The organism is Chamaesiphon sp. OTE_20_metabat_361 (assembly GCF_031364565.1).
In genome coordinates, this window is the sequence record NZ_JANLWO010000557.1 from 1 (window position 1) to 4841 (window position 4841).

Genomic DNA, 4841 nt, shown 5'->3' on the forward strand with positions numbered 1-4841 from the left:
GCTGAAATCGTCCTCGAAATCGCCAACTTTCACCAAATCGAGCGCGAAGTCAACCAGTACCTGCTCGAACTCACCGCCGCCACTGCCATCCAATCCCAACGCCAAGAACTAGAGCGCGCCAAAGCCACCCAGCAAACCCAACTCCGTCAAGCGCAGACGTCAATCAAACAATTAGTCTCCACCCAAGCTCATACCGTTTTACTCACAGATTTAACTAGCGATTTCCAGCAAATTGTCACCGAATTACGCGATCGAGGCGAACTAAATCAAGGGATTTCTCGTGAGTTTCTCAATCAACTAATCTACCATCAAAACTGCCTGTGCGGCACGAAATTAGCGCCAAATACTCCTGCATATCTGCACATCCAAACCTGGCTATCCCGCGCGAATATTGCCGTCATTGAAGAGACAACCATGCGGTTGATCGGTCAAGTTGAAGATTTAGAAACTAAAGGTGGTGAATTCTGGCAGGCGATCGATCTTCAGCAGCAAATTGTCGCCACAACTAGAGCCGAGATTAGTCAACTAGAAATCGAGATCGACAAACTCGAAACCCAACTGCGTCAGGATACCAATACCGAGATTGCTAACCTGCAAAAACGGCTCGATGACATCGCGATTAAAGTCCGCGATCTCATTCTCACGCAAGGGCAACACCGCCAACAAATTATTCATCTTGAAGGTCAAATTCAATCATTAGCCAAACAAATTGCCAAACAACAGGTCAACCAAGATCGGCAAATCTTAGCAAATCGAAGATTGCAAGCCGCACAGTCAGCAATTAGCGAATTAATCGAGATTCGTACCAACCAAGAGCAGCAATTTCGGCTCGAATTAGAGCAGCGCGTCCAACGCATTTTTCAAACAATTTCGGTAACTCCATATCTACCCAGAATTACCGAGAAATACGAACTTATACTAGTTGAAAATACACGCGGCGTCGAAACCACAGTTGCCGCTTCAACTGGCGAAAATCAGATCCTCAGCCTCTCATTTATCGGCGGAATTATCGATCGCGTCCGGGAATGGAGCGCCCAGAAATTACTCTCAGTCCCCGAAAGCAATACCTTCCCGATCGTCATGGATTCGCCATTTGGCAGCCTCGATCGGATCTCCCGCAGTCAGATTGCCCAAATCTTGCCGCAACTAGCCAGTCAAATCCTGGTGCTAGTTACTAAAACCCAATGGCGCGATGAAGTGGAAACGCAAATGCAGCCAAAAATTGGCAAGCAATATCTACTGACTTACTATACTTCTAAATCGGATGCTCCTGAAGATTATCTCGATCTCAATGGTCGTCGTTATCCATTGATTCAGCACAGTCCTAATGATTTTGACTATACCGAAATCGTTGAAATAATTTAACTTATAAAGTACTCTAGTGAACTGTCAAAAATTATTAGCTCTGTTAACAGCAGATTCTCTCAATGATTGCAAAAGTCAACAAGATTTAGATTTAGACTTTAATATCTATACTTTTGATGTACTTGCCTCAACTAATGAAAAACTATCGCAATTAGTTACCGATGGGCAAGCTCCTCCCGGCACGATTGTCATTGCCGACAGGCAAACTGCCGGACGCGGACAACGGGGACGTACTTGGAATTCCGCGCCGGGTGGGTTGTATTTATCACTAGCGATCGCGCCAGATTTACCAGCAAGTAATGTGCATCAATTGACGATCGGAATCGTCTGGGGAATCGCTCACAGTTTAAGAAAAATCGGGCTGCCTATAGCGATTAAATGGCCTAACGATCTGATGCTATCCGGTCGAAAATTAGGGGGCATCCTGACTCAAACCCGAATTAGTGGCGATCGGATTCAAGATGCGATCGTAGGAGTTGGAATTAACTATACAAATCCCGTCGAAGGCCTAGCAATAAATTTAGCACCTAGCAATGATTATCAGCCAAATTACCGAAATTTTTCAATAGAGATGTTAACAAGCTGTACTATTAGGGGAATTATAAGCGGGTACAAACGGTGCACTCCTACAACGATCGACGGTCTATTGTCGGACTATCTGGAACTACTCAACGCTCGTGGACGTTCGGTGCTGGTGAATGGTCGGTTAGGAACTGTAATCGGTATTTCGCCCCTGGGTGAGTTACGTGTCAGTTTTACGACTGCAACTACAGTAATGACGGCGGATCTGACGCCCGGTACCTTCAGTTTGGGCTACGAGAGTTAGTGACTTTAGACAGATGCAGTATCTAGCGATTTTGCCTGTGTCTAGAGCGGATGAATAGTCCCGAATAAAGACTGCGTTAAATTTATAAAAATTATGAGCAGCAAGGCAGAAACGATATCAGATCTTACATCCAAGCAACCTCGGTTGAGTATCTTCTTCCGCAATCCGTTGTTACTCAAGATTGTCGCTTGGCTGGGTAGTCTCGGCTTCATCGGTAGCAGCGGGATTGTCTGGGCCGATCTCAAGCCGATCTCTACGGCTGGATTGCCAAAACAGGAGCGAGTCAACGCGCCAGTCGTCAGCTCGGCGGCTGGCAGTATCTCCAATCCAGCGCGGGAAATATATGGCCCTTCTCTACCTGTGGCTCCCAAGCAAGTTCCGATTCAGATCGCTCCAGAACAACTGCCAAATCGCGAAGTACCGATTGCAGTTGCGCCTAGCTCAGCGGCAATCTCGCCCACAGGCACGATCGTCCCACCACAACATACCGATATATTGACAGCCGATAACTACACTGTGGGTGTTAATGGTTCATTGTCAAACCCCCTAAATAGTCAAGGATCGATCGATATTCTCGTGCCAGCGCCCCTGAGTAACAAAATTCCCGAGCGTCGAGCTAGGGAAAGAGTTTCAAGTGTTAGCAGCCAGATCCAGCCGAGCTATCTCAGACCCCAGACTGTCAATCAAACATCAGCGAACAGTAGCACTACTAGCACAAATCGCGATCGAACAGTCCCCAAAGTAACCAGCCTGCCTGGGGTGGTACCTAACAGCACCAGCAATTCGACTAGATTTCAACCGCCAGTTCTGACTCAGATGCGACCAGCCGCAACCACTAATCGCAACCTCCAGCCCGGAGCTACCTCACAAACTACCGCTTCAGTGACTACCGTAGCTCCAGATTCAATCCAGATCGCGATCCCCTCATCAGGTTCCAGTCGGATCGAAGTGCGTCCTGTCGCTCAGTTGCCCATCGTCACAACTAGAACCGTGCCAATAGTACCCGCCATCCCCAGCGTGCGCCCTGCGGCGAGCGGTCGATCCCCATCCACACCAATAGCATTCGTCAACCCTGGCAACGAGCAGAGTACCCAGATCGTTTATCCACTGAGCAGCCCAGCACCAATCACCTCCAGCTTTGGCTGGCGGACGCATCCAATCACAGGTAGTCGCCGTTTTCATTCTGGGGTAGACATCGGTGCGCCGATGGGCGCACCCGTCGTAGCTGCTGGATCGGGGGTCATCGTCTCGGCTGGCTGGCAGGGTGGCTATGGTAAGGCCATCGTCATTCAACACAATGGCATCCAGCAGACCCTCTACGGTCATCTCTCCGAAGTATTCGTCCAACCAGGTCAAAGAATCGAACGCGGCATGGTCATCGGTCAGGTTGGCAGCACTGGCAACTCTACTGGCCCTCACTTGCATTTTGAAACCAGAGTAGCGACGTCGGATGGTTGGATTGCGATCGATCCAGGTGAAGATATCAAATATGCTTTAGACGATTTGCGCCGCTCGATGCCGTTCGCGCAACGAGAGTTACCACAAGACGTCCAGTAAATCGCTCGATCGAGCGGTGGGCATACCTCGATTCACTCGGCAGATTGCAGCTATCTTGTGCAAATGTATCCTAGCAGCGATTGTTGCTAGGATGTTTTGTGAAGAGGTGAATATTTACAACATCGATGGGTATATTAAATGATATCCATGTCGATCGCGATCGGGAACCGAGCTGCTATTTGTCGCCAGTTGCACTCATCGATGTTTCATCATCTAAATCCAAGCTAGTACTAATTCTATTCCTGGTTATTTATAAGTTCAATTTAGTTTTATTAGGAAATCAGGTGGCATGTTACTAAAGTCACAAGACGTAAGTTATTGTCAACTTGTACGTCAGTTCGGAACGATATCAGAAATTGTGAGCGGGGTAAATTATCAAGGTAATTTGTTTGTCCGTGGTAATTCTTATCCTCATCAGCAACGTCAAGTTGCGATCGCGGAAATGCGCCGCAGCTACCTCGATCCCGAGCCAGCAGTGGCTTGCTTGCTAGTAGCAGATGGCGAAATCGAGACAATTTGGTATGAGGATCGATATATTCTCAAAATTGTTGAAGATGCTAGTGATATCGTTACCTATTTCAATCTCGCTCAATTAGTCGAAGAGATGCGATCGCCACAAGGAGTCAAAATTGAGAATCGATCGCAAAGTTTTCGGCTCCCATATCTCCGCTGTGCGATCGGGCGCGAGATGGTAGATTGGATGTCAACCAAGCTATCGATTAGTCGTCCTCATGCCGTACAACTCGGACAAAGATCGATCGATGAGAATTGGCTCAGAAATTTATCTAATAAGCAGCCTTTTGGAGATAACGATCTGTACTATCAGTTTTGTATGGACAAATAAAAGGCTTTAGGTTTTGCGGATCGGATCGCGCGGAGGTTTGTCTTGTCTCGCTGCTTGGTGCGCTGTCTTGACCCAAACACATGGGTCGGGAACCTCCGCGTGATTTGGGTCGCTAAACCCTCGGGGAACCCTCCGTATCGCGCATCCGCTGTCTTGAAAAGGTGCTTCACTTGCGGCGTTTTTATTCGGGGGTTCCCCCCGAATAAGAAAACGACAAGACAGGGGAAACCCCAAGAACGCACTTTTCGC

General features: G+C 48.0%; 4 protein-coding genes. All 4 read left to right on the top strand.

The features are described 5' to 3' along the window. On the top strand, positions 1-1365 hold a 1365-nt coding region (locus RMO35_RS15940; RefSeq protein WP_309742309.1), incomplete at its 5' end, for an ATP-binding protein. A gap of 16 nt (positions 1366-1381) precedes the next feature. Further along, the gene (locus RMO35_RS15945; RefSeq protein WP_309742310.1) at positions 1382-2191 is read left to right on the top strand and encodes a biotin--[acetyl-CoA-carboxylase] ligase; all 810 of its coding nucleotides are present in this window, start codon (positions 1382-1384) and stop codon (positions 2189-2191) included. A gap of 93 nt (positions 2192-2284) precedes the next feature. Continuing rightward, entirely contained in the window at positions 2285-3748 is a 1464-nt protein-coding gene (locus RMO35_RS15950; RefSeq protein ID WP_309742311.1) for a M23 family metallopeptidase, read from the top strand. Positions 3749-4037: 289 nt separating this feature from the next. Continuing rightward, positions 4038-4592, top strand: coding sequence for a DEP domain-containing protein (locus RMO35_RS15955; protein ID WP_309742312.1), 555 nt, complete (start codon positions 4038-4040; stop codon positions 4590-4592). Positions 4593-4841: the final 249 nt, after the last annotated feature.